At 60.3% G+C, this 25,461-nt stretch carries 19 protein-coding genes; 6 read left to right on the top strand and 13 right to left on the bottom strand.

Features of this window, described 5'->3' with window-relative positions; all coding sequences use genetic code 11:
• Window positions 1-258: 258 nt before the first annotated feature.
• From ACQ7C1_RS11490 to ACQ7C1_RS11460, 7 genes are all read right to left on the bottom strand, one after another.
• Window positions 259-3,414 (bottom strand): efflux RND transporter permease subunit, encoded by a 3,156-nt coding sequence (locus tag ACQ7C1_RS11490; protein ID WP_430958344.1) that lies wholly within the window; start codon window positions 3,412-3,414, stop codon window positions 259-261.
• Window positions 3,411-4,616, bottom strand: a complete 1,206-nt coding sequence (locus ACQ7C1_RS11485; protein ID WP_430958343.1) for an efflux RND transporter periplasmic adaptor subunit — start codon at window positions 4,614-4,616, stop codon at window positions 3,411-3,413. The genes ACQ7C1_RS11490 and ACQ7C1_RS11485 overlap by 4 nt, the downstream gene beginning before the upstream one ends.
• A gap of 257 nt (window positions 4,617-4,873) precedes the next feature.
• Window positions 4,874-5,782, bottom strand: coding sequence for an adenylate/guanylate cyclase domain-containing protein (locus ACQ7C1_RS11480; protein ID WP_430958342.1), 909 nt, complete (start codon window positions 5,780-5,782; stop codon window positions 4,874-4,876).
• A 202-nt stretch (window positions 5,783-5,984) separates the two neighbouring features.
• Complete coding sequence (locus ACQ7C1_RS11475; protein WP_221126960.1) at window positions 5,985-7,535, bottom strand: SpoVR family protein; 1,551 nt, start codon at window positions 7,533-7,535, stop codon at window positions 5,985-5,987.
• The gene (locus tag ACQ7C1_RS11470; RefSeq protein WP_430958341.1) at window positions 7,532-8,806 is read right to left on the bottom strand and encodes a YeaH/YhbH family protein; all 1,275 of its coding nucleotides are present in this window, start codon (window positions 8,804-8,806) and stop codon (window positions 7,532-7,534) included. Before ACQ7C1_RS11470 ends, ACQ7C1_RS11475 begins: the two co-directional genes overlap by 4 nt.
• A 12-nt stretch (window positions 8,807-8,818) precedes the next feature.
• Complete coding sequence (locus ACQ7C1_RS11465; RefSeq protein WP_430958340.1) at window positions 8,819-10,762, bottom strand: PrkA family serine protein kinase; 1,944 nt, start codon at window positions 10,760-10,762, stop codon at window positions 8,819-8,821.
• Window positions 10,763-11,168: 406 nt separating this feature from the next.
• A complete protein-coding gene (locus tag ACQ7C1_RS11460; protein ID WP_430958339.1) occupies window positions 11,169-11,645 on the bottom strand; it encodes a VOC family protein in 477 nt (158 codons plus the stop codon).
• 211 nt (window positions 11,646-11,856) lie between these two features.
• Between ACQ7C1_RS11460 and ACQ7C1_RS11455 the strand changes: the two genes are divergently transcribed.
• The gene (locus tag ACQ7C1_RS11455) at window positions 11,857-14,334 is read left to right on the top strand and encodes an ATP-dependent helicase (protein ID WP_430958338.1); all 2,478 of its coding nucleotides are present in this window, start codon (window positions 11,857-11,859) and stop codon (window positions 14,332-14,334) included.
• A gap of 26 nt (window positions 14,335-14,360) precedes the next feature.
• On the opposite strand, the gene ACQ7C1_RS11450 is transcribed toward ACQ7C1_RS11455, so the two are convergent.
• Entirely contained in the window at window positions 14,361-14,708 is a 348-nt protein-coding gene (locus tag ACQ7C1_RS11450) for a hypothetical protein (RefSeq protein WP_430958469.1), read from the bottom strand.
• A gap of 363 nt (window positions 14,709-15,071) precedes the next feature.
• Here ACQ7C1_RS11450 and pncA point away from each other — a divergent pair, with 363 nt between their 5' ends.
• Window positions 15,072-15,698 carry a bifunctional nicotinamidase/pyrazinamidase gene (pncA, locus tag ACQ7C1_RS11445; protein ID WP_430958337.1) on the top strand — a complete coding sequence of 209 codons (627 nt, stop codon included), beginning with the start codon at window positions 15,072-15,074 and terminating at the stop codon, window positions 15,696-15,698.
• Between the two features lie 15 nt (window positions 15,699-15,713).
• Here pncA and ACQ7C1_RS11440 read toward each other — a convergent pair whose 3' ends face one another.
• Window positions 15,714-17,306 (bottom strand): hypothetical protein, encoded by a 1,593-nt coding sequence (locus ACQ7C1_RS11440; RefSeq protein WP_430958336.1) that lies wholly within the window; start codon window positions 17,304-17,306, stop codon window positions 15,714-15,716.
• Between the two features lie 82 nt (window positions 17,307-17,388).
• Complete coding sequence (locus tag ACQ7C1_RS11435; protein ID WP_430958335.1) at window positions 17,389-17,640, bottom strand: DUF2164 domain-containing protein; 252 nt, start codon at window positions 17,638-17,640, stop codon at window positions 17,389-17,391.
• A gap of 131 nt (window positions 17,641-17,771) precedes the next feature.
• Here ACQ7C1_RS11435 and ACQ7C1_RS11430 point away from each other — a divergent pair, with 131 nt between their 5' ends.
• Together ACQ7C1_RS11430 and ACQ7C1_RS11425 are read left to right on the top strand one after the other, a co-directional pair.
• On the top strand, window positions 17,772-18,503 hold the full coding sequence (locus ACQ7C1_RS11430) for an AzlC family ABC transporter permease (RefSeq protein WP_430958334.1): 732 nt from the start codon (window positions 17,772-17,774) through the stop codon (window positions 18,501-18,503).
• 3 nt (window positions 18,504-18,506) lie between these two features.
• The gene (locus tag ACQ7C1_RS11425; protein WP_085778763.1) at window positions 18,507-18,815 is read left to right on the top strand and encodes an AzlD family protein; all 309 of its coding nucleotides are present in this window, start codon (window positions 18,507-18,509) and stop codon (window positions 18,813-18,815) included.
• A 66-nt stretch (window positions 18,816-18,881) separates the two neighbouring features.
• On the opposite strand, the gene ACQ7C1_RS11420 is transcribed toward ACQ7C1_RS11425, so the two are convergent.
• On the bottom strand, window positions 18,882-20,714 hold the full coding sequence (locus tag ACQ7C1_RS11420) for an aminopeptidase P family protein (protein WP_430958333.1): 1,833 nt from the start codon (window positions 20,712-20,714) through the stop codon (window positions 18,882-18,884).
• Between the two features lie 278 nt (window positions 20,715-20,992).
• Between ACQ7C1_RS11420 and ACQ7C1_RS11415 the strand changes: the two genes are divergently transcribed.
• The gene (locus tag ACQ7C1_RS11415) at window positions 20,993-21,166 is read left to right on the top strand and encodes a hypothetical protein (protein ID WP_004668779.1); all 174 of its coding nucleotides are present in this window, start codon (window positions 20,993-20,995) and stop codon (window positions 21,164-21,166) included.
• A gap of 399 nt (window positions 21,167-21,565) precedes the next feature.
• Here ACQ7C1_RS11415 and ACQ7C1_RS11410 read toward each other — a convergent pair whose 3' ends face one another.
• Together ACQ7C1_RS11410 and ACQ7C1_RS11405 are read right to left on the bottom strand one after the other, a co-directional pair.
• On the bottom strand, window positions 21,566-22,444 hold the full coding sequence (locus tag ACQ7C1_RS11410; protein ID WP_285191561.1) for a 50S ribosomal protein L11 methyltransferase: 879 nt from the start codon (window positions 22,442-22,444) through the stop codon (window positions 21,566-21,568).
• A 68-nt stretch (window positions 22,445-22,512) separates the two neighbouring features.
• On the bottom strand, window positions 22,513-23,115 hold the full coding sequence (locus ACQ7C1_RS11405) for an SCO family protein (protein ID WP_430958332.1): 603 nt from the start codon (window positions 23,113-23,115) through the stop codon (window positions 22,513-22,515).
• Between the two features lie 380 nt (window positions 23,116-23,495).
• On the opposite strand from ACQ7C1_RS11405, the gene ACQ7C1_RS11400 reads away from it, so the two are divergent.
• A complete protein-coding gene (locus ACQ7C1_RS11400; protein WP_430958331.1) occupies window positions 23,496-25,460 on the top strand; it encodes a methyl-accepting chemotaxis protein in 1,965 nt (654 codons plus the stop codon).
• Window position 25,461: the final 1 nt, after the last annotated feature.

The raw sequence follows: 25,461 nt of genomic DNA, 5'->3' as shown, positions 1-25,461 counted from the left end.
TCCAAAAACACAACAGAACGCAACTGAACAGGGATGAACCTTCCGCACAGACACTCATGTCCGGGGTCGCTGGGTCTCCAGCGCATCGCCTTCAAGAAACGAAGAAGGCCAGTCGGTTCCTGGCCACGATCATTGCGGCTTATGCTTAAAAAACGGCTAATCTTCAGAGGAAATTTATCTTATTCCGCAAGGCTTCATACACCATAAGAAACGCCGCCGAATGGCAATCCGGCGGCGTGTTCAATGCGCATGGAAGGCTTACTCGGCGGCCTGCAGCTGCTCCTCGTTGGGGGCCGGGGGCAGCCTCGTCGCGACCGACATCTCCTCGTGCAGGCGCGCCTCCTCGTGGGCATGCGGCTTGGCGAAGCGAGCAAGCAGGAGATAGGCGACCGGCGTGATGAACAGCGTCACCAGCGTCGCGAAGCCCAGGCCGCCGACGATCACCCAGCCGAGCGCCACGCGCGCTTCCGCACCCGCGCCGTGGGCAAAGACCAGCGGCACGCCGCCGAGGATGGTGGCGATCATCGTCATCATCACGGGGCGAAGGCGCAGCGCGCAGGCCTTCTCGATCGAAGAGCGCACGTTCTCGCCCCTGTCACGCAACTGATTGGCGAATTCGACGATCAGGATGCCGTTCTTCGCCATCACGCCGACGAGCAGCACCAGGCCGATCTGGCTGTAGATGTTCAGGCTGGAACCGGTGATGATCAAAGCGAAGACGGCGCAGGCAAGGCCGAGCGGCACCGTCGACATTATGATTACCGAGGAGAGCACGCTTTCGAACTGGGCGGCGAGTACCAGGAAGATGATGACGATGGCAAACCCGAAGGTCAGCGCCATGCCGCTCGAATTCTCTTCCAGCGTCGCGGCTTCCGCAAGCGGCAGCAAACGTGCGCCGGGCGGCAGCAGGGGCTCGGCAAGTTCCGTCACCTGTCTCACGGCATCGCCGAGCGACATGCCGTTCTTGAGGCCGGCGGTGATCGCGACGGAGGCGAGCTGCTGCTCGCGGTTCAGCTGCGGCGCGACCGATCCTTCCTTCATCGTGGCGATGACGGACATCGGCACGATCTTGCCGTCACCGGTTTTCAGGAACACGTTTTCGAGATCCGTGGGATCATCGATAGGCCGCGTCGTCGAAGTCAAAAGCACGGGATAGGATTCGCCGTCGACGAAGACATCGACCACCGAGCGCCCTTCGAGCAGCGACTGGATCGCCGTCGACAGCCCCGTGATGTCGATGCCGAGATCGGAAGCACGCTCGCGGTCGATCGCCACCGACACCTGCGCTTGACTGGGCTCATTGGTGAGCCGCGGCGTATCGTATCGGCCGGTGGCGTCGAGCGCCTGCACCAGCTTGGCGGCCGCCGCCGTCAGCGCCTCGTGATCGTTACCAACAAGCGCCATCTGCACACCGCTGCCGGCGCCGCGGATGCGCAGGCTGTTGGAAGATATGGCGTTGCCGCGCAGCGCCGGCACCTTCGCCGCCGCCTGATTGATGTCGCCGACGATCTCGGCCTGCGTCCGGTGACGCTCTCCCCAGGGAGCAAGCGTCAGCACCATGAAGCCGCTGTTCAGCGAGCCGCCCTGCCCGGAGATCGAGAAGACGTTGCGGATGTCGCCGCTATCGACCAGCGGCTGCAGATATTCCTCGACGAGCTGCATCTTGTCGCGGGTATATTCGAGGCTCGATCCCTGCGGCGACGTCAGCCGCATCATCACCAGTGACCGGTCTTCTTCCGGCGTGAGCTCGCTCTTGACCGTCGAGAAGGCGATGAGCGCCGCGCCGGCAAACATCAACGAGACCAGGATAACCACGAAGGGCGCGTTGAGGCATCCGTGCAGTGCCCATTTGTAGCAACGGGCGAGCGCGCCGCCGAAGCGACCGAGCGCTCCGTGATCCTCAATCATCGGCTTCGTCAGCATGCGCGAGGCGAGCATCGGGCAGAGCGTCAGCGCCACGATCGACGATAGTCCTACCGAGAAGGCGAGTACAAAGCCGAATTCGCGGAAGAGACCGCCGACCTGCCCCGGCAGGAACGAAAGCGGGATGAAGACGGCCGCCAGCGTCGCTGTCGTGGCGATAACTGCGAAGAACACTTCGCGCGTGCCGAGCACGGCGGCCGCGCGCGGTCCCATGCCCTCGGCGCGCCGGCGCACGATGTTTTCGAGCACCACAATCGCGTCGTCGACGACGAGGCCGGTCGCCAGCACGATGGCGAGCAGCGTCAGGATGTTGATCGAGAAACCGACCATGTAAATTGCCGCCAGCGTGCCGATCAGCGCCACGGGCATGCTGACGGCCGGGATCAGCGTTGCCCGCCAGTCGCGCAGGAAGAGATAGATAACCGCGGTGACGATGACGGCGGCAAGCACCAGCGCCAGCACCACCTCATGGATCGCGCCCTGGATGAAGACCGCATCGTCGCTGGTGATGGCGATCGTCGTTCCCTCGGGCAGCGTCTTCGACAGCTGCTCGACGGCCGCCTTGATGCCGGTCGAAATATTGAGCGTATTCGACTGCGCCTGACGGATGATGCCAAGGCCGATGCCGGGCTTGCCGTTCGAGCGCAGCGCCGTATCGCCGTCGCGCGGCCCGAGCGTCACCGTCGCGACATCGCCCAGCCGGACGCGGTCTTGCAGCATGACATCGGAAAAATCCGCCGGCGTCTGCAGATTGGCGGTGGCACGCACGACGATATCCTGCGTCGCGCTCTTCAGCGAGCCGGCCGGCACGTCGAGCGCGGCATTGTCGAGCGCCTTGGTAAGGTCGCCAATGGTGAGCCCGCGGCTGGCGAGCGCCCCCTGATCGACATCGACGCGGAAGACCTTCTCCTGGTCGCCATATTCCTCGACATCCGCGACGCCATCGACCGAGGCGAGGCGATCGATCACCTCGTTCTCGACGAGCTGCGTCAGGTCGTCCATGTTGAGCTTGGTGGAGGTGACGGCAAGGCGCACGATCGGGGAAGAATCCGAATCCGCCTTGACGATCTGCGGCGCATCTGCCTCGTCTGGCAGGTTCTGCGTGATGCGGCCGATCGCATCGCGCACGTCGTTGGCGGCGACCGCGAGATCGATCGCATCGGAGAATTCGAGCGTCACCCGGCTCTGGCCGAAGGAAGAGGTCGAGGAGATCGACTTCAGGCCGCTGACGCGGGCGACTGCACCCTCGATCACCTTGGTCAGTTCCTGGTCGATCGTCTGCGGTGAAGCGCCGTCGAAAGTGGTGCGCACGGTGACGACGGGACGGTCGACATCAGGCAGCTCCCGCACCTCGACGCCGACATAGGCTGCAAGGCCGGCGACGACCATCAGCGTATTGAACACCAGCGCCAGGATCGGCCGGCGAACGAAAAGGGCGGTGAAACTCTGCATGCCCGACGCTCGGTCCTCAGGCAGTTCCGTCACGTTCATTGGGTGGCGACCTCCCCACTCGCGGCAACATCGGCGGAAACACGCACCGCGCCACCCTCACGCACGCGCTGCAGGCCCTGCGTCACGATCTTGTCGCCGTCCTTGAGGTCGGCCTTGACGAGGATGAAGTCGGGATTGCGCTGCACGACGCTCACGCGCACCTTGTGCGACTTGTCGTCGATCACGCGCCAGACGAAGGACCCTTGCGAATCCCACTGCACCGACTGCGGATCGACCGCCGGATATTTGTCGCCAGGGAATTTCATGCTGACGCTGAAGGACATGCCGGCGCGCAGCTCGTCGGAGGCATTGTCGATGCGGGCGCGCAGGCGCAGCGTGCGGCTTGCCGCATCAATGCGGTTGTCGACAGCCTCGATCACGCCGGAAAACATCTGCCCCGGTCTTGCCACCGACATCGCCTCAACCGGCTGGCCGACCGCAACCGTGTTGGCAAAGCGCTCCGGCACCCAGAAATCGACGAGGATTTCCGACCGATCGTCCAGTGTGACGATTGGCGTTGACGTCGTGACATTGTCGCCGATATTGACGGGCACGATGCCGACGATGCCGTCGATCGGGGCCGTGATGTTGCGTCGGGCGAGATTGAGTTCGGCGGCCTGCAACTGCAGTCGCGCGCCCTGCTCGGCGATCTCGGAATCGAAGACGTCCATGCGCGACACGCTGGACTTGATGTTGTGATAGAGATTGGATTTCTCGACCGCGGCCTTCACCGCCACGTCCGCCTGGCCGCGGGCGATCACCTGCTCCTCGCTGTCGAGCTTGGCGAGCACCTGCCCGGCCTTCACCCTGTCGCCCGACTTGATGAGGATTTCGCGGATCGTGCCCGATGCCTGCGGCGTCACCGCGACGGAACGGATCGCATCGCCTGTACCGATGGCATTCAGCCGGTCGTTGACGACGCCCTGGACGACGGCTTCCGTCGCGACGAGAATGGCGCTGTTGCGCCCGCCGCCGCGGCGGTTTTGACCCTGTCCTTGCCCTTCGCCCCGTTGTCCCTGGGCCCCAGCGGAAGCGCCGGCATCGGCTGTTTCAGGAGCCTGAGGCGCGATCATGGAAATGAGGCTATCCGGAATGCCTGCATCGCGCATCTTATCGCCGGCGCCGGGCGCAAAGAAAACCCACGCGGCAAAACCGGCAATGATGACGATGAGCGAAAGTATAAACTGCTTCCAAAAGGCCATTCACGTCTCCGGAGGGACTCGAGGTTGGACCAGGGTCGGTCGAAAGAGGCGCTGCGGGATCAAGCTTCCCATCTGATGCGACAATATCGCGCGTTTACAGCTTACCGACAAGCATAAGCGGCCGGCATTACCGATTTGTAATATCAGCGAAGATTGGAAATAACCTGGCCGCTCACTTTTGCTTGAACGAAACTCGAAAACCTCTTGTCGCCGTCGTTACTGAAGCGAGATAACCATCAAAACCAGTGAAGAACTAGCTATCGACGCAGCGACCACCGCAGGCCGATGGTCGCTGCGATCCCCAGTATGGGCCAAACCGCCCAGAAGGTCCCGCTCCAGGTGAGGACGTTGATGCCGATGATGCCGAGCGCCACAATCGCGAGCGTGGCCATCCTGCGGTCGAAACGCGTCTGTTCACGATTCCAGGCGAGCGCTGCAACAACGGCTATCGCAAGCAGTGGAAAGCGCGCCCAGAAAACACCCTGCCACGACAGGAGATTGATGAAGATCAGCACGACGGCGATGACGCCAAGCACGGCAAACAACCTCCGTCCGCCGGACACCGGCCTTGCCTCGGCCGTGACGGCGGCGGCTGGCTGTTGCCGGGCGGCGGGTCGTTCGGCAGGCGGCGTTTCGTCGCCTCCCTCACCGATCTTGACCGCGTAGCTCGGCACGCCCTCGTCGACGTTCTTCACCGTCAGCGGCCCGAGAAACTCGAAACCAACAGCCACCTTGTTGCGCACCTGATCGTAGACGGTGCTTGATATTACGATGCCTCCGGGCGAAGCCGACGTCTGCAGCCGCGCGGCGATATTGACGCCGTCGCCATAAATGTCATCGCCTTCGACGATCACGTCGCCGAGATTGATGCCGATGCGGAAGAGCATGCGCCCGTCGCTCGGGCGGCCGGCATTGAAGCCGGCAAGTTCGTTCTGGGTATCGACGGCCGCGCGCACGGCTTCGACGACGCTCGGAAACTCGGCGATCAGTCCGTCGCCCCAGGTGTTGACGACGCGGCCGCCATGGCCCTCGATCAAATGTGCCATCGCGTCGCGGCAGCGCTTCAGCGTCGCAAGCGTCCCCTCCTCGTCGGCCCCCATCAGCCGTGTGTAGTCTTGCACGTCAGCACAGAAGATCGTCGTCAGCTTCCGCCGCGTTTCACTCATTGTCGCTCGCCTTTGCGCTATCCCGAAAGGTCGCCGCAAGGTGGAATTGGGTTGAGTGGAGACCAATATGAACGATTGCAGCGGCGTTAAATTACGCAGCCTTTGTGTTTGTTGCCATCGATAATTGCCGATCGCCGCCGGATGCGGACAAATGATGGAGGCGTACGATGCCCTTTAGCCCGACACGTTGCAAAAAACCGGATCATTGAACGATCTTGCGCGGGCTTGCCGTGTGTTCCTTCGCCACGCTGCTCGAACCGTCGATTTCCTGAAGCAGCACATCGTAGCCCCAAAGGTCGGCAAGATGTTGCAGGACAAGCTTCGTGTCACCTTCCTGCAGATAGCAGCCGTTCATGACGATATGCTGCAGCAACAGGCGACGGTCGCCGGCGAGATCGACATCGACGATATCGATTGCCGGATCGGTCCAACCGATATCGTATTCGCGGGAGAGCTGGCGGCGAATGCGCAGATAGCCGCGTTCATTGTGAATTGCCGAAACCAGCACACCTTCGGTCTGTTCCGGGTCGTCGTAGAGATGGAACAGCCGAAACCGCCGGATCAGGTTCGGACTAAGGAACTGGCTGATGAAACTTTCGTCGCGGTAATTCGCCCAGATGTCGCGCAGGACCCCCATCGCGTCGCCTCTTCCCGCGATATCGGGAAACCATGCCCGGTCCTCTTCCGTCGGCTTCGTGACGATTCTCTCGATGTCCTGCATCATCGCAAAACCAAGCGCATAGGGATTGAAACCCGAGAACCGCCGATCGTCGTAGTTTGGCTGGAAGACGACATTGGCGTGCGACTTCAGGAATTCGAGGAAGTTGCCGTCGCTGATCTGCCCCCGCTCGTGAAGTCGGTTCATGATCTGATAGTGGACGAAGGTGGCGGTTCCCTCGTTCATCACCTTGGTCTGCCGCTGGGGATGGAAATATTGCGCGACGTGGCGCACGATTCGAAGGATCTCTCGCTGCCACGGCTGCAGCCGGGGCGCAGATTTCTCGAGAAAATAGAGGATATTATCCTGCGGGAGACCGAGCGCGGCGCGCCGCTTTTCCAAGCCTATGTCACCCGTCTTCTTCGCCTTCCCGACGGGAACCGTGCGCCACAGATCGTTGAACATCTGCTCCTCGTGGGCGCGACGCTCCTGTTCCCGCTTCTCCTCCTGGCGAAGGTCGATGGTGGTCTTGCCGGCATATCGATGCACCCCATGCGACATGAGCGCATGCGCCGCATCGAGCGTTCTTTCGACCGCCGTCTCGCCGTAGCGCTCTTCGCAGCGGGTGATATAACCCTTGGCGAAATCGAGATAATCAAGAATTCCCTCGGCATCGGTCCAGAGCTTGAAGAGATAGTTGTTCTTGAAGAAGTGATTGTGGCCGAAGGCCGCATGGGCGGTGACGAGCGTCTGCATCGTCGCCGTGTTTTCCTCCATCAGATAGGAGATGCAGGGAGAGCTGTTGATGACGATCTCGTAGGCAAGATCACGCATCCCGCGGCGGTAGAAGGTCTCGTGATGCGCGAAGTGCTTTCCGAAGGACCAATGACGGTAAAAGAGCGGCATGCCGGTTGAGGAATAGGCATCCAGCATCTGCTCCGAGGTAATGACTTCGATCTGGTTCGGATAGACATCGAGGCCGAGTTCACCGAGCGCGATCTCTTCGCACGCATCGTGGATGCGCTGCAGCGTTGCAAAGTCCCAGTCGGCCCCCTCGAATAGGAGCCGCTCTCTTGGCCTCACCGTCATGGTCATGGCGTCACCTTCGACTGTGCCTCACGTTTCTGGAAGAGATCGTGGAAAACAGGGAATATTTCGCTTCGCCGGCAGACCTTGCGCATTGAAAGCGGCAGCGGTTCGGAACGGATCCCATCATAGAGCATCCACAGCGGCGATCGCGATATTGAAGAATCGCCGCCCTCCTCGCCGACTTCGATATAGGCGAAATACTGGCATAGCGGCAAAATCTCGCGCAGCAGCTGCCCGGTCAGATTTCCGTCCGAATGGGCGTTGTCGCCATCCGAGGCCTGGGCACCATAAATATTCCACTCCGCCGGGTCGAAACGCGCTGCGATAATTGCCCGCATTGCGGCAAGCGCACTCGAAACCAGCGTGCCACCCGTCGCCGGGCCGTAGAAGAAGGTTTCCTCATCGACCTCCTCAGCTCTGTCGGTATGACGGATGAAGACGATTTCCACCTTCTTGTAGCGTTTCGACAGGAAAAGGTAGAGCAGCAGATAGAATCGCTTCGCGAGGTCCTTCATGTGCTCCGACATGGAGCCTGACACGTCCATCAGGCAGAACATCACCGCTTTCGCGACTGGCTTCGGCTCGTTTTCGAAGCGGCGATAGCGGACATCAAGCGGATCGATATAGGGAATGCGCCGGCTTTTTTCCGTCAGGGCTTTGAGTTTTGTCTCAAGCGCCAGACGGGTCTCCTCGTCCTGGCATTCCTCTATCTGTCGCTGCAGGGCTTCGATTTCTTCGCGGCGTGGGCGGCCAAGCGCAACGCGGCGCATCATTGCCAGCTTCGTCGTGCGGCCGACAGCAATGTTGGAAGGCGACCCTGATACGGAATAGCCGGCCCGGAACGGAGTTTCCTCCTCGGTTTCGGCTAGACGCCGCTTGGCGAGGTCTGGCAATTCGAGGTCGTCAAGGAACACATCGAGGAATTCCTCCCGCGTCAGTACGAAGCGGAAGCCGTCCTCACCGTCACCTTCGCCTGCATCTTTTGGTTTTCCGCCCTTCCCGCCCGGCGGCCGCGGAATGATGTCCCCTTCGACAAAAGCTCGGTTCCCAGGCAGGATGTGGTCGGCGATGCCGCCTTCGCCCCGTCGAAAGCTTGGTTCGGCCATTCCATCGATCGGCAGGCTGATCTCCCCGCCGTCGAGCACGTCTCGAATGTTTCGATTTTGCAGCGAACGTTTCACCGCCTGCTGCACGGCTCCCTTCATGCGTCGAAGGAACCGCTGACGATTTTCCAGACTTTTACCGCGCGGATTTAGCCGCCGGTCGACAATGTGCATAATGGCTCCGCATTAACTTGCCTGTTTGACGCGCATGTACCATTCGACGAGGCGCCGAACCTGCCGTTCCGTGTAACCTCGCGCGGCCATGCGCGAGACGAATTCGCTATGCTTCTTTTCTGTTTCCGAATCCTTCTTCGATCCGAAGGAAATGACCGGCAAGAGATCTTCGACCTGCGAGAACATACGCTTCTCGATGACTTCCCGGATTTTCTCGTAGCTCGTCCATGACGGATTTTTTCCGCCATTGGCTGCCCGCGATCTCAGCGAGAACTTGACGATTTCGTTGCGGAAATCCTTCGGATTGGCGATTCCCGCCGGCTTTTCGATCTTCGTCAGCTCCTGATTGAGGAGCTCGCGGTCGAGAAGCTGACCAGTATCGGGATCCTTGAAGTCCACATCTTCGATCCAGGCGTCGGCATAATCTACATAACGGTCGAACAGATTCTGTCCGTAGTCCGAATAGGATTCAAGATAGGCTTTCTGAATCTCGTTGCCAATGAACTCTGCGTAGCGTGGCGCAAGATCGGCCTTGATGAATTCCAGATAGCGCTTCTCGACATCATCCGGGAATTGCTCGCGACGGATCGCCTGTTCCAGCACATACATCAGATGGACGGGATCGGCGCCGATATCGGTGGTGTCGTGATTGAAGGTGGAGGCGAGCACTTTGAAGGCGAAGCGAGTTGATATCCCGTCCATGCCTTCGTCGATGCCGGCAGCATCCCGGTATTCCTGGACACTGCGGGCGCGCGGATCGCTTTCTTTCAGGCTCTCCCCGTCATAGGTGCGCATCTTCGAGAAGAAGGTCGAATTTTCGTGCTTGCGCAGCCGTGAAAGGACGGAGAAACGCGCCAGCATTTCGAGCGTTGCCGGGGCGCATGGAGCATCCACCAGTTCCGATCCCTCGATCAGTTTTTCGTAGATCTTCTGTTCCTCTGTCACCCTCAGGCAATAGGGCACTTTGATCACACAGATACGGTCGATAAAGGCCTCATTGTTCTTGTTGGCCTTAAAGGTCTGCCACTCCGCCTCGTTCGAATGAGCAAGGACGATGCCGGAGAAAGGTATGGCACCGATATTCTCGGAGCCGATATAATTGCCCTCCTGCGTTGCCGTCAGCAGCGGGTGCAGCATCTTGATCGGCGCCTTGAACATCTCGACGAATTCGAGCACGCCCTGATTGGCCCGGTTCAGCCCGCCCGAATAGCTGTAGGCATCCGGATCGTTCTGAGAGTAGGTTTCCAGCTTGCGGATATCTACCTTGCCGACCAACGAGGAGATGTCCTGGTTGTTCTCATCGCCTGGCTCGGTCTTCGCGATTGCGATCTGGCGCAATCGCGAAGGTTGTATCCTGACGACGCGAAATCGAGAAATATCGCCTCCGAAATCGTCGAGCCGCTTCAGGCACCACGGGCTCATCAATCCGTTCAGCCGCCGCTGCGGGATTCCATACTGCTCCTGCAGGAGCGGGCCCATCGTCTCCGGATCGAAGAGGTTGAGCGGGCTTTCGAACACGGGACTGATCTCGTCACCGGCTTTCAGCACATAGATCGGATGCACTTCCATCAACTGCTTCAGCCGCTCAGCCAGCGAGGACTTGCCGCCCCCGACCGGACCGAGCAGATAAAGAATTTGCTTGCGCTCCTCGAGCCCCTGCGCTGCATGCCGAAAGAAGGAGACGATGCGTTCGATTGTCTCTTCCATACCGTGAAAACCGGCAAAGGCCGGATAAACCCGGATGGTCCTGTTCATGAAGATTCTGCCGAGGCGCGCATCCTTGGCAGTGTCAACCATCTGCGGCTCACCTATTGCCGCGAGCAGACGCTCGGTCGCATTGGCATAGGCGATCGGATCGGTTTTGCAGAGATCGAGATATTCCGAAACCGACATGTCGCTTTCGCGGCGCGCTTCATAACTGCGTGTGAACGCATCGAATACGGATTCACTCAGCATGGGACCTCCATTAAGGTTATGCCGCAGGCTCTAAGCCGTATAACCATCGAGATGGCCACGGCGTTCCTTAGAATCAATAGTTTCGTAGGTATATTCGACGCTGACGTTCCGTTTGTAGCAATGCACAAAATTGTGCATGCACCGGTATTTTTTTACTCCACGAAACTGTTTCTCATTCTAGTTGAGAAAGGGGTCGTTGGCATATCAGCACATTTAGCGACGTGACATGAATGTCAAAAAGGTGTGCAATGGCGCCCGTGATTCGAGCCGTGGAAATTCGACGTTAGCCGCCGGTGAGAGCAAGCTGGCGCTGACGTCAGGGGTGCCAGAGCGCGCTCGCCGTGGGATGAAACCGGGCGAATCGTCACGATGCGCCCGTCGTCTCGATCATGCGTCTCCAGCGCTCTTAGCCATTGAATGCCTTCTCCAGCGCAGCCACATCGATCTTGACCATGCCAAGCATGACTTCGGTGACGCGCCTTGCCCGCTCGCGATCTTCGTCGGCGATCATCTCGGAGAGAGCGCGCGGGACGATCTGCCAGGAAAGACCCCAGCGGTCCTTCAGCCAGCCGCAGGCCTCCGGCATGCCGCCATTGGCGAGGAAAGCATCCCATATCCGATCGATCTCCGCTTGGCTTTCCAGAAGGATGGCGATCGAAAAGGAATGGTTGAAGCTGTCGAGTGGACCGGCCTTCATCGCCAGGAAAGCCTGGTCGCCAAGCGTGAACTCGATCAGCTCGACACTGCCAGGAGGGCCGCTCGGCGTTTCCGCCGGAAGTATGGTGGTGCGGCCGATCGTGGAATCCGGAATGATCGACACGTAGAATTCGACGGCTTCGCGTGCCTGCTCGGCGAACCAGAGATTTGAAATGACCTTCGGCATAGACAGCCTCCTTGTTGGCGAGTATCCCGGACTTCTGTCCGTGCTTCGAGGACGTCTGGTCGGCGCCGGTTCCGACAGGCTGCGATCGAAATTTTTCGCCCGCTCACCCGCGGCAGCCTCGCCACCCGCACCCAGGCAATAGTGGTGGTTCGGGAATGAAAGCAGAACATCTTTTCTGGTCTTTCCTTCCCGAATCACTACATTACGCGCCATGAGCAATAGTTTCGACGATATTCCCTTCTTCGACGAAGAGCCCGGCGAAGTGGCGCGCAAGCCGCAGCCGTCCGTCGCTGCAGCCGGAAGACCCGCCGCTGGCGGCGGCATCGCCGCCCGCGCCATGGCGGCGCGCGAGGGCGGCAAGCGGCCGGATTATCTCGCTGGACTGAACCCGGAACAGACTGAAGCCGTCGAAACGCTGGAAGGTCCTGTCCTCGTGCTCGCCGGCGCCGGCACCGGAAAGACACGCGTGCTGACGACCCGCATCGCCCATATCCTCAACACCGGCCGCGCCTTCCCGTCGCAGATCCTCGCCGTCACCTTTACCAACAAGGCCGCGCGCGAGATGAAGGAGCGCATCGCCCTGCTCGTCGGCGGCGCCGTCGAAGGCATGCCCTGGCTCGGCACCTTCCATTCGATCGGCGTCAAGCTTCTGCGCCGCCACGCCGAGCTGGTTGGCCTCAGTTCCGATTTCACCATCCTCGACACCGATGACGTCGTCCGCCTGATCAAGCAGTTGATCCAGGCCGAAGGTCTCGACGACAAGCGCTGGCCGGCAAAGCAGTTCGCCGGCATGATCGACACCTGGAAGAACAAGGGCCTCGGCCCGGCCGATATTCCCGAAGGCGATGCCCGCGCCTTCGCCAATGGCCGCGGCCGCGATCTCTATTTCGCCTATCAGGCGCGCTTGTCGACGCTGAACGCCTGCGATTTCGGCGACCTGCTAATGCATCCGATCGCGATCTTCCGCAAGAATCCGGATCTCCTAAAGGAATATCACGGCCGCTTCCGCTATATCCTCGTCGACGAATATCAGGATACCAACACCGCCCAATATATGTGGCTGAGGCTGCTGGCCCAGCGCAGCAAGGGCGAGCCGCAGAATGTCTGCTGCGTCGGTGACGACGACCAGTCGATCTATGGCTGGCGCGGTGCGGAGGTCGACAATATTCTTCGCTTCGAGAAGGATTTCCCCGGCGCCAAGGTGATCAAGCTCGAGCGCAACTACCGATCGACCGAACATATCCTCGGTGCCGCCGCCCATCTGATCGCCCATAATGAAGGGCGTCTGGGCAAGACGTTGTTCACCGATCGCACCGATCCCGATGACGTCAAGGTGCAGGTTCACGCCTCCTGGGACTCCGAGGAGGAAGCTCGCGCCATTGGCGAGGAGATCGAGCAACTCCAGCGCAGCAAGCATCTGCTGAACGACATGGCGATCCTGGTGCGCGCCTCCTTCCAGATGCGCGAATTCGAAGATCGCTTCGTCACCCTTGGCCTCAACTACCGAGTCATTGGCGGCCCGCGCTTCTATGAGCGCCTCGAAATCCGCGATGCCATGGCCTATTTCCGGCTCGTCGCACAACCGGCCGACGACCTCGCCTTCGAGCGCATCATCAACACGCCGAAGCGTGGCCTCGGCGATACAACGGTGCGTGCGCTGCATGATTATGCCCGCGCCCGCGACATCCCGATGCTGGCGGCAGCGGCCGACATCATCGAAACGGACGAGCTGAAGCCAAAGGCGCGCAAAGCCCTCTTCGACGTGATTCAATCCTTCCGCCGATGGCAGGAGCTGCTTGAAAACACACCGCATACCGAACTTGCCGAGCAGATCCTCGAAGAGTCCGGCTATACCGACATGTGGAAGAACGACAAGAGCGCCGAAGCCCCGGGTCGACTGGAAAACCTGAAGGAACTGATCCGCTCGATGGAAAGCTTCGAGTCGATGCGCGGCTTCCTTGAGCACGTATCGCTCGTCATGGACGCCGAGACCAACGAGAACCTCGACGCCGTCTCGATCATGACGCTGCACTCGGCCAAAGGCCTGGAATTCGACACGGTCTTCCTGCCCGGCTGGGAGGAAGGCCTTTTTCCGCACCAGCGCTCGCTCGATGAAAGCGGCCGCGCCGGCCTGGAGGAGGAACGCCGTCTCGCCTATGTCGGCATTACCCGCGCCAAACGCCGCTGCCACATCTGGTTCGTCTCCAACCGCCGCATTCACGGTCTCTGGCAATCGACCCTGCCCTCGCGTTTCCTGGACGAACTGCCGGAGAGCCATGTCGAGGTCGCCGAGATGGAACAGAGCTATGGCGGTTACGGCCGCGGCGGCTACGGCCAGTCCCGCTTCGACAAGGCCGAACCTTTCGCCAACTCCTATTCGACCCCCGGCTGGAAACGTGCGCAGGCCAACAGGACCGACGCCACCCGCGATAATTGGGGCACCCGCTCCGGCCACGCCGTCGAACGCATCGGTTACGGCGAAAGCGGCCCGAAGGGGCGCATGATCGACGGCGAACTGGTGGCGAAGTCCACGTCCTCGGAGCCGTCGCGCTTCACCCTCGGCGACCGCGTCTTCCACTTAAAGTTCGGCAACGGCAACATCACCGGCATCGAAGGCAACAAGCTGACGATCGATTTCGATCGCGCCGGCCAGAAACGGGTGCTGGACGGGTTCGTCGAGCGCGTGTGATTTGCGGTGATACCGCGTGGGAACCCTTACCCGAACATCCGCATACTGCTGAGTCCGAGAATATCGTTCAGCAGGGCGATCCCCATTCCGACGGCGACGATCGACAGCCCGATCAGGAACAGTCGCCGAGCCCGGTCATATTTTGCGGCGAGCAGGGAGTCGCGCGCGAGCAGATCGGCAAACACCTTCACCTGAATGGCGATACCGACGGTCAGGAACGACATCGGCAGCAGATCGACGCGGCTCCAGTCATTGGGATTGGACACCCAGAGACTGATGAAATTGAGGGAGAAACCAAGAATGATCCCGGTCGCAGTCAGCGAGCCATTTCGGAAGGCGGCATCGATCTTTTCATCTGCTTGAGGCTCGGACATGGCTTCAATCTCGATTTGCTGATGAGCCAAGAAGGCAGAAATCGCGGCGGCGGGCAAGCTCGAGCGGACGTCGCCGTCGAAGACGGTGCTGCAGCACCTCAGCCGGTAAACCGATGAAGGCTGACACCGGGAAAATGAGGCTCTGCCGGGGAGATCCCGCAGCGTAAAAACTTCTGCTCCCGCCATTTCGAGAGGAGAGTCAGCGCGACCAATATCCACGGTTGCATTAGCGTGTGCTTTTTCGACCAGCCACTACCGGAGGTACTAGAATTAACACTTGCGCACCCGCGCTGGGAAATCCACTAGTGGTGTGTTCGGTGCATTTGGCATTTGCATTGCAATAACGCGAAGGGATTGGCCTTGATGAAAGCGCTGCTGCTCGTCGATATCCAAAACGGCTTCTGTCCCGGCGGCAATCTGCCGGTGCCGGACGGCGACAAGGTGGTTCCCGTCGCAAACCGGCTGATCGACAGCGGCAAATATGATTTGATCGTCGCCTCGCAGGACTGGCATCCGCCCGGCCACGGCAGTTTCGCCTCCGCCCATCCGGGCGCCGCTCCCTTCGAGATGGGCGAATTGTCCGGCAAGCCACAGATGATGTGGCCCGACCACTGTATCCAGGGTACGCTCGACGCCGAACTGCATCCGGACCTGAGATCCGAAGAGATCGACCTGATCCAGCAGAAGGGCGAGGATCCCAGGATCGACAGCTATTCGGCATTCCGCGACAATGACCGGGATGCTTCGACCGGTCTTTCCAATTTTCTCCAGGAACAGGGTGTCACCGATCTCGACATCTGCGGGCTGGCGACCGATTACTGTGTCAAGTTCTCGGCGCTCGACGCGCTCGAGATGATGCCTGGTGTGCGCGTGCGCTTCATCGAGGATGCAAGTCGCGGCATTACCCCCGAAGGTGTTGCCGCCGCTATCGACGAGATGCGGGCGCATGGCATCGCTGTGATTAAAAGCGCAGATGCCTTGCGCCAATGAGCTTGCGATCGCCGACTATTTCAACAAATAGGCGTCGAATGTCTCATCGCTGCCGGCAACGGGGCCGAAGCGCTTGACGAGGGTCGTCTCGCTCCGGAATGCGGAAATGTCCTCTGGCGTCAGGGACAGCAGCCAATTGTAACTTTCGCGCAATGAGACCGGCGCGGCAATTCGGTCAAGCCGCTGTGAGAGAAGAATGACGACGGGGGCATGCTCGCTGTGCTGCAACTGCCGCGCCGTCTGCAGAATGTCGGCAAGGCTGAGAGAAAGCCGCGCATTGCGGGTATAATGCACAATGGCACCGAACCGTTCCTCTCTTAGAAGATAGGTGCGATTGGAAATGAAATAGGGCAAGGCTTCAACGAGATAGTCGGGATCCGCCATGATGATCGCATTCTCGAGATCAGGACGAGATTGAATGAACGAGCCGAGATCCTGGGCTCGGCTGAGCGGCATGTCGGTGAAAAGGAATTGATGGACCCTCTCGATGCCGGAAGCGACCTGCAGTGCGAGCAATATCATGAAGCAAAGACGCCCGATCTTCACGACGATGCTGGCAGCTTCGGTGCCGGCAACATCGGCGAGGCCGGCCCGAGGCGGCTGGGTCAAAGCGGTGATTGCGATCATGAACACCAGCCAGAGCGCCTGATGCCTGTAGCTACCTGGGTAAACGAGCGTAAAAAGCAGGGAAAGCCCCAGGAGAACCAGTGCTGCTGCGAACATCGCCGGTCGCCGGTTGGCCAGCCCCAACAGACTGCCATAGATGAGCACAGCCATGAGCGACGCGAAAATCCGGGCGAGCGATGGATCAGCCACGACCAGTTCAAGGACCCGGTCGGGGTAGAATGCCATGAAATAGGAACTGGCCGCGGTAAAGGCAGAAAGGACAAGCAAAGCGAAATTCTTGTCCGCGAGATCGTTCTGCCCGGCATCGTTGAAGGTCGGATAGACCGTCAGGACGCACAGAACAACGCCGACCGCGGCAATGGCAGCAGCTGTCACAAAGGCCCGATATGCGCTCAAAGGGGGTCTTGGCCGCGCCAGAACCAGATCGAAAAACCAATAGGCGAGAAAGCCGCCGACGAGGACGACCGAGTGGACATTGGTATTTGCCAGCAAGGCAAACAAAAAGCCGAGCAATATCCCGTTGCGTACTCCCCTCTCCCAGCTCAGGACGACAAGGAAGACCACCAGCATGCTGATGCCGTAATTTCGCGACATTGCCGCATAATCGAAAATCGAGAAGCTGCTGAACAGCGACAGCAGCATGATGGGAAGGGGCAGTTTCAACCGGAAAACAAGAAGGTAGGCGGCGGCCGCCGCAATCGTCAGTGCGACGATTTTCAAGACGACGGGTGAGCCGACTATGACATAGGCGGCGCGCAGCAGGATATACCACAGGGCAGGATGCCCCTCACCCTGCAGTTGGCGAAGCATAGCGGCGAAATTGTCTCCCTGAAGAGCCAGTGACAATGCGCGAACTTCGTCACGCCATACCGTTTCGGACCAGCAAAGCGCAGACGCCAGCGCAAGCCAGGCGAGGAAGAGCATCGCCTTGGCAAGCCTGGCGGATCGTGGTTCATCAATAACAGAGACAATCAGGGCCAAATGACACCAACCTGGTGAAGGAAAGCGCCGACCGTATCGCCGCAGCCATAATTTGGCGTTAAGCAGGCCTGCCGTCTGATTTTCAGGCGCTGGATTTCTGCTCTCTCTCGAGAAGATGGATATCTTCGGCCACGTCTTCCATTCTCTTCAGTAAGGCAGCCTGGGCATCTCTCAGCCCTCGATTGTAGAAGTAAGGCCCGATCTCCTCGGTAAAAAAATCGAGCAGGAATTCGGCCGGAAGGGTGCCGATGGGATCCAGTTCGCGGTCGAAATAAACGCGGATGCGTGAAACGATCTCAGTCTTTTCTTCCCTGGAAAATTCGATCTGCTGCATGCCTGGTTCTCCGACAAATGCAATCACGGCGTTGATGCTTCAGCGAAATCGATTGGTCAATCAACGAAATTCAATTGCCGCGGAAGACTGTAGCCCATAAGGAAAACCTGAATTTCCAACAGGACACTCACATGAATCGCGCCGACTTTGTTGAAGGTTTGCGGGGCGGCTCGGCCGTTGCGCTGGCATCGGCGCCCTTTGGCGCGCTGTTCGGAGCACTGGCGGTTGAAAACGGCATGTCGCTTTCCGAGGCGGCCTTCATGAGCGCCACCGTCTATGCCGGTGCCAGCCAGATGGTCGGAATCGAACTCTTCGGCCACCAGGTTCATGCCTGGCTGATCGTGCTTTCGATCCTCGCCGTCAATTTCCGCCATGTGCTCTATTCTGCGGCCTTAGCCCGCTACATCGGCCATTTCAGCCCGGTGCAGAAGTTCTTCACCTTTTTCCTCCTCGTCGATCCGCAATTTGCCGAGGCAGTCAAGCGGGGCGAAGCCGGCAAACCGCTTACCTTCGCCTGGTATCTCGGCTTCGGCGTCATCATCTACATTCCCTGGGTGCTGATCAGCGTCGCCGGCGGCCTGCTCGGCGGCTTCATCGGCGATCCCAAGGCAATTGGACTCGATATCTTGCTGCCGGCCTATTTCCTCGGCATCGTCCTCGGCTTCCGCAAGCGCGACAATTTCCTGCCGGTGGCGCTCGTCAGCGCGGTAGCATCAGTGCTCGCCTACCGCTATGTCGGCTCGCCCTGGCATGTCAGCCTGGGTGCGGCCGCCGGCATCGTGCTGGCTGCCCTGCTGCCGCTGCCGCGCGAGGTGCCGGATCTCGAAGCCGACGCCCTTCAATCCGAAGTGCACGAGGTCTGAGCCATGGAATTCGATCTCCATATGGCGCTCGTAATACTCGCGGCAGCAGTCGCCACCTTCGCCACCCGCATCGGCGGTTATATCCTCATCACCCGAATGAAGAGCATTCCCCCGCGCATGGAAGCGGCGCTGAACGCCGTGCCGGCCGCCGTACTGACCACTCTTGTCGCACCTGCCTTCTTCATTGGCGGCTGGGAATCGAAACTGGCGCTGATCGTTGCCCTCTTCGTCGGCCTGCGCATTTCCCATACATGGATGCTGGTTGCCGCTTGGGTTGTCGTGATGGCATGGCGCTACACGATCGGCGCCTGAACCCTGGCCTTGCGCCTGAAAGCGCGCGGCCTTGCAGCCCGAAAGCAGTGTTCCGCCGTCTGTTGCCTAATATTCGAGCGGCAGCGTCGCGTTTTCGAGCCACGCCCTGACGTCGGGATCGTGGATCAGCGGCATCAGCGCCTCGCATGTGCGGCGGTGATAGTCGTTGAACCAATGCAGCTCATCATGGGTCAGAAGCTCGGGAATGACGAGGTTGCGGTCGATCGGGCAGAAGGTCAGCGTCTCGAAGCCGAGCATCGGCATGTCGCCGCCTTCGATTTCCTCGGCGCCGCGCACATAGATCAGGTTCTCGATCCGGATGCCGAAGCTGCCAGGCCGGTAATAACCGGGCTCGTTCGAAAGGATCATCCCGGGCAGCAGCTCCTGCGTCGAAAGCCGGGAGATGCGCTGCGGCCCCTCATGCACAGAGAGATAGGAGCCGACCCCATGCCCTGTGCCATGGGCAAAATCGGCGCCCGCCCGCCACAGCGCGATCCGCGCCAGCGGATCGAGGTCGCAGCCCCGTGTACCCTTCGGGAAACGTGCCGTGCTGATCTGGATCATTCCCTTGAGCACCATCGTGAAGAAACGGCGATGCTCCTCTGACACCGTGCCGATCCCGACCGTGCGGGTAATATCGGTCGTGCCGTTGATGTATTGCGCACCGGAATCGATCAGGAAAAGTTCACCTGCTTCGATCATCCGGTTGGTCTCGGTGGTGACGCGATAATGCATGATCGCCGCATGTTCGCCGGCGCCCGAGATCGTATCGAAGGATATATCCTTCAGCGGGTTCTGCATGCTCTGGCCGACTCGAGCGCGCACCGCTTCCAGATGTTCGGCGGCGGCGATTTCGCTTACGCTGCCCGGCTTCTCCTGCGACAGCCAATAAAGGAATTCCACCATCGCTGCTCCATCCTGCAGATGTGCAGCGGCCGAGCCGTTGATTTCCACGTCGTTTTTCACCGCGCGCGGCAGCTTAGCGGGGTCGGCGCTCTCCACCACTTCGCCGCCCGCCTTGCGGATAATCTCCGCCAGCGCATGGGAGGCGATATCAGCATCGATCAGCACGCGGCGATCCCTGGAAACGGCAGCAAGCCTCTCTTCGAGCGCCGATGGCGGAAGTTGCGTGCATATCTGCCCGAGATAGGCCTCAGTCTCGATTCCAGTCTTGCGCTTGTCCAGGAAGAGTTCGGACCGCCCGTCGGCGTGGATGATGGCGCGCGCCAGCGGATGCGGCGTGTGCGGCACGTCGGCACCGCGGAGATTGAATATCCAGGCAACCGAGGAGGGATCCGCAATCAGCACCGCGGCGAGGTTCTTCTTCGAAAGATCAGCGGCAATCGTCGCAATCTTATCGCTTGCCAGCACGCCGGCTTGGGCGACATTCTGGATGGTGACGGCGCCGAGCGGCTCGGCAGGCCGATCGCTCCACAACCTGTCGAGCGGATTGTACGGCAGGAAGACCAACCTCCCGCCGATCTCCGCCAGTGCTCTTTCCAGACGCCGTACTTCCGCGCCGGCGTGAAGCCAGGGATCGATGCCGAGCCTCAGCCCCTTAGTTCCGTTTGCGGCAAGCCAGACATGCGGCGGCTCGTTCACCAGATCGCCGCCCGAAAACACCGAGCCGTCGACTTGTTCGGCGAGCTGCGTTACATAGCGTCCGTCGACGAAGACGATCGCCTGCGTCCGCAGGATCAGCGCGATGCCCGCCGAGCCGGTGAAACCCGTCAGCCATGCCAGCCGCTCGGAGCAGGCCGGAACATATTCGCCGTTGAACTCATCGGCGCGCGGCACGAGGAAAGCATCGATGCCTAGCGAATCGAAAGTAGCGCGCAGCGCCGAAACTCGTTCCTTGCCGAACTGCGGCGTGGAGGTGACTTCGAAAGACTGGAACATGCTGGAAATCCGAATGGTTGAAACGAATCTGGTTAACGGGATGCCGGTCATGTTAGCGAAATTTAAATCGATGGGGAGAAAAAGCGACGAAACGAGGCGAAACCGTTGGGCCTGCTCGGCATTTTGACGGAACTGTGACGCCGAAAGTTAGTTTGGCACGCTATATGCATTGGCCGCATGGCTCCCATGAGGAAAACCCTCTGCCTCCGCATTTCAGAATAGCTATATAGACGCCATCGAACGGTTCGAATGAACCAGTAAACAAAGGATTTTTTGAAATGACCGCCTCTCTCTCGCGCTTCGCATACAGCAGCCCGGTGCAGGCTGGCGAACGCCAGACTGTGCGTCACGTGATCGGCGCCCGCCGCCCGCAGAACGAGGACAGCCTCAAGCTTCTCGGCGCCGGCCAGCGCGTCACGCGCCACCAGGGCGCCCCCAGTTACGCGTTCTAAGCTTAAAGCCTGTCCGTCTCCTCCCTCCCGGACCGGCCTATTGGAATGCAGTAGAGCCTGCTTGAGCACTCCTCCTCCTTCGAGCTCGCGGGCATTGGCCGGAAAACCGGTCCAAGGCGGTGCCACTGGCGCCGCCTTTTTCTTTTGAGAACGGCACGGGAAGCGCGCTATCCTGTGGAACAACTGAGGTCACGACTTGTTCCCTCTTCTCCCCAGCGGGGAAGAAGGTGGCCGTAGGGTCGGATGAGGGTGCCGCACGGCACACCCTTCATTGTCCTTCGCTTGCGCTCAGCGGATTCGCGGCTTCGCCGCTCACCCCTCATCTGCCCTTCGGGCATCTTCTCCCCGCCGGGGAGAAGAGGGAGTAAGTCGCACCCGTCGCCCCGATCCTCTCCCTCCTCAAGGCCGATCGAAATGAATCGTCACCCAGCCGTTCCGCCAGATCGTCCTGACATGCCGGAGCCGCGCGCCGCTATAGGCGGCGATCACCTTCCACCGTTGTGACGCGAGAATGCCTGAAAGGATCACCGATCCGCCGGGCGCAAGATGCGTGGCGAGCTTTGGCGCCATCCGGATCAACGGCCGGGCGAGAATATTGGCGATGATGAGGTCGAAGGGGCCATTCTCCGAGAAGGCCGTCGAATGGAACCCCGGTGCGGTCTTCGTGACGATGCCAGACGCGATGCCATTGCGTCGTACGTTCTCAGCCGCGACCAGCGTTGCGATCGGATCGATATCGGTCGCAAGCACCGGGATGTTTTTGAGCTTACGCACCGCGATCGCCAGGACGCCACTGCCTGTGCCGAGATCAAGCGCATTGCGAACCCGGCGCGAACACATCACTGCATCGATCATCTCTAGGCAACCGGCCGTCGTTCCGTGATGGCCGGTACCGAAGGCTTGGCCGGCATCGATCTCGATGGCGATGTCACCGGAGCGGACCTTGTCTCGGTCATGCGAGCCATGCACCAGGAAGCGCCCCGCCCTGACCGGCTTCAGGCCCTCCAGCGATTTCGCCACCCAATCAACATCCGGGATGACTTCTCGCGACAGCTGAGCATCGGGAAAAGCGACCTTCAGCGCCGCCTCGATGCGGGAGCGCACATCCGCCTCGTCCTCGGCCATCATATAGACCGAGGCCTCCCATATATCCTTCTTCTCATCGATTTCGGTGGTGCCGATGGCAAAGTCTTCTTCGCCGAAGACTTGGGTCAGGAGATCGAGGATCGCTTCGGCCTGGCTTTCGGTGGTCGACACGTAAAGGCGGATTTCACTCACGATAGGCGGTCTTTCCCGTTTCCCTTGCCCGCCATCGGTCGAGCCAACGTCCCATCACGCTGAAGCCATCACCCCTTATGGACGAGATTCTCCAGCTTCTTTACCGCCGTGTCCGGATTTTCGCCATAGGCGATCGTTCCGGAAAACCGCCCGGCGGAATCGAGCAGGAAGACCGACGCAGTATGATCCATCGTATAGTCGCCGTTTGGATCCTTCTCGTCGACCGGCACCTTCTTGGCATAGACGCGGAACCCCTTGATGACCTCGGTGATCTTGTCCGGTGGGCCCGAAATGCCGGTAATTCGCTTGGAAACGTTGGACACGTACTCGTTCATGATCTCGGGCGTATCGCGCTCCGGATCGACGGTCACAAAATAGGCCTGCAGCTTGTCACCATTGGGATCGACCTTCTCCATCCAGCCGTTCAGTTCGAACAGCGTCGTCGGGCAAACTTCCGGGCAATGGGTAAAGCCGAAGAACAGCGCCGTCGGCTTGCCGCGGAGCGCCTGCTCGGTGATCGGTTGGCCGCTCTGGGAAACCAGCGTGAAGGGCACGCCGAATGGCGGTTCCGCCACGACATCCTGAGATGTCATGGGATACCACCTGACCGCACCGAGAACTCCGGCAAGTATCAGAACACCGATCCAAACGGCGATGCGAAATGTCTTCATTGGCGTGGCCCTCAGTCTGAGGCGGTCATGGCCCCGCCGGCGTGATTATAGCCTCAGGCGGAGGCGCGCAATTCAAGAATATGTTTTCTGACCCGTGATTAATTGCCTCAAGGGCAGAAGCTGTCCAGGGCGGAAAAATCGTCGAACCGCGATAGCGCACATCAAAAAGCGGCATCATTTGAACCACTTGCTCTTAAGGTGAACAGATAAGTTCAAGAGAAACATCATTAGGAAAGGCTTAAATCGTCATCTTTATATTTAGCAGTGCGTGCGGCTCGATCGAGCCGTTCTGACATGAAGTCTGCCGAGTGGCGAAAACCCCGGACGCCGCGTGAGGGTAGCAAAAACATAAACCCGAGCGGTTTGTGGAGGGGTCTTTCATGACGAATTCATCGGTGCGCAAGAGCCTGTCGGTCAGCCAGCGGCTCTGGACACTGGGCGGTGCGGCCTTCATCGGTTTCGGAACGATGCTCGGCGTCGGCTGGTACGAGAACATGCGGGTCGACACGGCATTGCGCCGCGCCGGCGAGATCCAGGCCAGCGTCAACCATATCGGCGACATGCGGCTTGCGAATCTGACGATGGTCTTAGCCGCGATGGACATTATCGTCGACAAGGACAGCAAGGCCGTCGAACCCGAGCGCATCAAACTAATCGGTGATTCGCTGACTGCTCTTTCGGGTGGTTCGAAAGAGATGCACCTTCTTGCGAATGAAATGCAAGTCGACAGCCTGTTGAAGAGCTATGACGCGGATGTCGCCGCAATCGGCAAGGCAATACAGGTCGATCTCGTCGCGCTGGTTCAGCAGGGCGCGGCTGATGCGGAATTCGACAAAATCGACGACGCGATCGACGGCGCCGGCGAAGAGCTGACCGCGACCCTCGACAAGCTCGCCGCTGAAGGCACGGTTTTCGCCCAGCAGCATGTCGAGCTCGCCAATGCCGTGTCGCGAGAGGCCCTCATCCTGCAGATCGGCCTCGGCGTCCTGGCCATCCTCATCATGGGTGTCCTGCAATATGTCCATGGCGGTTCGATCCGGCGTGGCATCGGCGCCGTGCGCGAAAGCATGCAGCGCATCATGAATGGCGATCTTGCCAGCAACGTCGCTGAAAAGACCCGCGGCGATGAAATCGGCGAGATGGCTCGCGCCGCCGACGGCTTCCGCCTCGCCGCGATCGAGAAGCGCGACCTTGAAGCCCAGGCCCAGACAGACAGACAGCGCAGCGATGCTGAGCACCGTGCCCGCGAAGCCGCCAAGCTCGCCGACGCCGAGGCGCTCAGCGCCGCCGTCGCCGCTCTTGGCGCCGGCCTTACCCGCCTTTCGGGCGGCGACGTGACCGTGACCATCGACCAGCCTTTCCGCGAAGAGCTGGAGCGCTTGCGCCTGGACTTCAACCAGACGACCGCGACGCTGCGCAAGGCGATGAGCGACATCGCCATCAACAGCAGCTCGATCGAGGCGAACAGCCGCCAGATGCGCGCCGCCGCCGACGATCTCGCCAAGCGCACCGAACAGCAGGCCGCCTCGCTGGAAGAGACGTCCGCCGCCCTCGATCAGATCACCGCCACCGTCCGCAACGCCACCAGCCGCGCGGAGGAAGTGGGCCACATGGTCTCCCACACCCGCGAAAATACCGCGAAATCGGATATCGTTGTCGGTGATGCGATGGCCGCGATGGAGCGAATCGAGGGCGCCTCCCGCGAGATCGGCAAGATCATCAACGTCATCGACGAGATCGCCTTCCAGACGAACCTGCTCGCGCTCAACGCCGGCGTCGAGGCCGCACGCGCCGGCGAGGCCGGCAAGGGCTTCGCCGTCGTCGCCCAGGAAGTGCGCGAACTCGCCGGCCGTGCTGCGGGTGCTGCCAAGGATATCAAGGCCTTGATCGGAAAATCGGGCGAGGAAGTGAAGATCGGCGGCGAACTGGTGACAGCCGCCGGTGAAGCGCTTCGCCAGATCGGCGAGGATGTTCTGCGCATCGACGAACATGTTAAATCAATCGTAACCTCTGCGCGCGAACAATCAGTCGGATTGAACGAAATCAACACTTCGATCAGCCAGATGGATCAGGTCACGCAGAAGAACGCGGCCATGGTGGAAGAGACGAATGCCGCAAGCCATACGCTCGCCGTCGACGCCGAAAATCTGACGCAACTGATCAAGCAGTTCAAAACCGGCGAGGGCATGAGCGCCCGGCAAACGCCGCGAGAGGCAACCGCCGCCTCGCATTCGAGACCTTCTCCCGCACGCAGCCTGATCGGCAAAGTCGCGGGCGCATTCAACGGCGGTTCTGCCGCCAAAGCCATCGCCGCTCCCGCCGGGGACAATTGGGAAGAATTCTGAT

Source organism: Rhizobium sp. Nf11,1 (genome assembly GCF_050587665.1).
Taxonomy (GTDB): Bacteria; Pseudomonadota; Alphaproteobacteria; order Rhizobiales; family Rhizobiaceae; genus Rhizobium.
The sequence above is the reverse complement of the archived record's forward strand: the minus strand, read 5'-3'. Positions and strand labels throughout refer to the sequence as shown.

Excerpts from the sequence above, each read along its gene's own strand:
- ACQ7C1_RS11490 (WP_430958344.1), bottom strand. The coding sequence starts at position 3,414 with ATGAACGTGACGGAACTGCCTGAGGACCGAGCGTCGGGCATGCAGAGT.
- ACQ7C1_RS11485 (WP_430958343.1), bottom strand. The coding sequence starts at position 4,616 with ATGGCCTTTTGGAAGCAGTTTATACTTTCGCTCATCGTCATCATTGCC.
- ACQ7C1_RS11480 (WP_430958342.1), bottom strand. The coding sequence starts at position 5,782 with ATGAGTGAAACGCGGCGGAAGCTGACGACGATCTTCTGTGCTGACGTG.
- ACQ7C1_RS11475 (WP_221126960.1), bottom strand. The coding sequence starts at position 7,535 with ATGACCATGACGGTGAGGCCAAGAGAGCGGCTCCTATTCGAGGGGGCC.
- ACQ7C1_RS11470 (WP_430958341.1), bottom strand. The coding sequence starts at position 8,806 with ATGCACATTGTCGACCGGCGGCTAAATCCGCGCGGTAAAAGTCTGGAA.
- ACQ7C1_RS11465 (WP_430958340.1), bottom strand. The coding sequence starts at position 10,762 with ATGCTGAGTGAATCCGTATTCGATGCGTTCACACGCAGTTATGAAGCG.
- ACQ7C1_RS11460 (WP_430958339.1), bottom strand. The coding sequence starts at position 11,645 with ATGCCGAAGGTCATTTCAAATCTCTGGTTCGCCGAGCAGGCACGCGAA.
- ACQ7C1_RS11455 (WP_430958338.1), top strand. The coding sequence starts at position 11,857 with ATGAGCAATAGTTTCGACGATATTCCCTTCTTCGACGAAGAGCCCGGC.
- ACQ7C1_RS11450 (WP_430958469.1), bottom strand. The coding sequence starts at position 14,708 with ATGTCCGAGCCTCAAGCAGATGAAAAGATCGATGCCGCCTTCCGAAAT.
- pncA (WP_430958337.1), top strand. The coding sequence starts at position 15,072 with ATGAAAGCGCTGCTGCTCGTCGATATCCAAAACGGCTTCTGTCCCGGC.
- ACQ7C1_RS11435 (WP_430958335.1), bottom strand. The coding sequence starts at position 17,640 with ATGCAGCAGATCGAATTTTCCAGGGAAGAAAAGACTGAGATCGTTTCA.
- ACQ7C1_RS11430 (WP_430958334.1), top strand. The coding sequence starts at position 17,772 with ATGAATCGCGCCGACTTTGTTGAAGGTTTGCGGGGCGGCTCGGCCGTT.
- ACQ7C1_RS11425 (WP_085778763.1), top strand. The coding sequence starts at position 18,507 with ATGGAATTCGATCTCCATATGGCGCTCGTAATACTCGCGGCAGCAGTC.
- ACQ7C1_RS11420 (WP_430958333.1), bottom strand. The coding sequence starts at position 20,714 with ATGTTCCAGTCTTTCGAAGTCACCTCCACGCCGCAGTTCGGCAAGGAA.
- ACQ7C1_RS11415 (WP_004668779.1), top strand. The coding sequence starts at position 20,993 with ATGACCGCCTCTCTCTCGCGCTTCGCATACAGCAGCCCGGTGCAGGCT.
- ACQ7C1_RS11405 (WP_430958332.1), bottom strand. The coding sequence starts at position 23,115 with ATGAAGACATTTCGCATCGCCGTTTGGATCGGTGTTCTGATACTTGCC.
- ACQ7C1_RS11400 (WP_430958331.1), top strand. The coding sequence starts at position 23,496 with ATGACGAATTCATCGGTGCGCAAGAGCCTGTCGGTCAGCCAGCGGCTC.